The 1,048-nt window shown below is 55.6% G+C and carries 1 rRNA gene; it reads left to right on the forward strand.

The annotated features are described in order from the left end of the window. A 23S ribosomal RNA gene (locus ACIBLC_RS41970) occupies positions 1–1,027 on the forward strand; the annotation flags it as partial. Between the last annotated feature and the right edge of the window lie 21 nt (positions 1,028–1,048).

Here is a 1,048-nt window from a genome sequence, read left to right on the forward strand (position 1 = left end):
GCGAAGCTGAGAACTTAAGCGCCAGTAAACGGCGGTGGTAACTATAACCATCCTAAGGTAGCGAAATTCCTTGTCGGGTAAGTTCCGACCTGCACGAATGGCGTAACGACTTCTCGACTGTCTCAACCATAGGCCCGGTGAAATTGCACTACGAGTAAAGATGCTCGTTTCGCGCAGCAGGACGGAAAGACCCCGGGACCTTTACTATAGTTTGATATTGGTGTTCGGTTCGGCTTGTGTAGGATAGCTGGGAGACTGTGAAGTGCGGGCGCCAGCCCGTGTGGAGTCGTCGTTGAAATACCAGTCTGGTCGTGCTGGATGTCTAACCTGGGTCCGTGATCCGGATCAGGGACAGTGTCTGATGGGTAGTTTAACTGGGGCGGTTGCCTCCTAAAGAGTAACGGAGGCGCCCAAAGGTTCCCTCAGCCTGGTTGGTAATCAGGTGTTGAGTGTAAGTGCACAAGGGAGCTTGACTGTGAGACCGACGGGTCGAGCAGGGACGAAAGTCGGGACTAGTGATCCGGCGGTGGCTTGTGGAAGCGCCGTCGCTCAACGGATAAAAGGTACCCCGGGGATAACAGGCTGATCTTCCCCAAGAGTCCATATCGACGGGATGGTTTGGCACCTCGATGTCGGCTCGTCGCATCCTGGGGCTGGAGTCGGTCCCAAGGGTTGGGCTGTTCGCCCATTAAAGCGGTACGCGAGCTGGGTTTAGAACGTCGTGAGACAGTTCGGTCCCTATCCGCTGCGCGCGCAGGAATATTGAGAAGGGCTGTCCCTAGTACGAGAGGACCGGGACGGACGAACCTCTGGTGTGCCAGTTGTCCTGCCAAGGGCATGGCTGGTTGGCTACGTTCGGGAGGGATAACCGCTGAAAGCATCTAAGCGGGAAGCCTGCTTCGAGATGAGTATTCCCACCAACTAGATTGGTTAAGGCTCCCAGTAGACGACTGGGTTGATAGGCCAGATGTGGAAGCCTAGTAATGGGTGAAGCTGACTGGTACTAATAGGCCGAGGGCTTGTCCTCAGTTGCTCGCGTCCACTGTGT

Origin of the sequence: Streptomyces sp. NPDC050535, from assembly GCF_044457665.1 — a bacterium.
Lineage (GTDB): Bacteria > Actinomycetota > Actinomycetes > Streptomycetales > Streptomycetaceae > Streptomyces.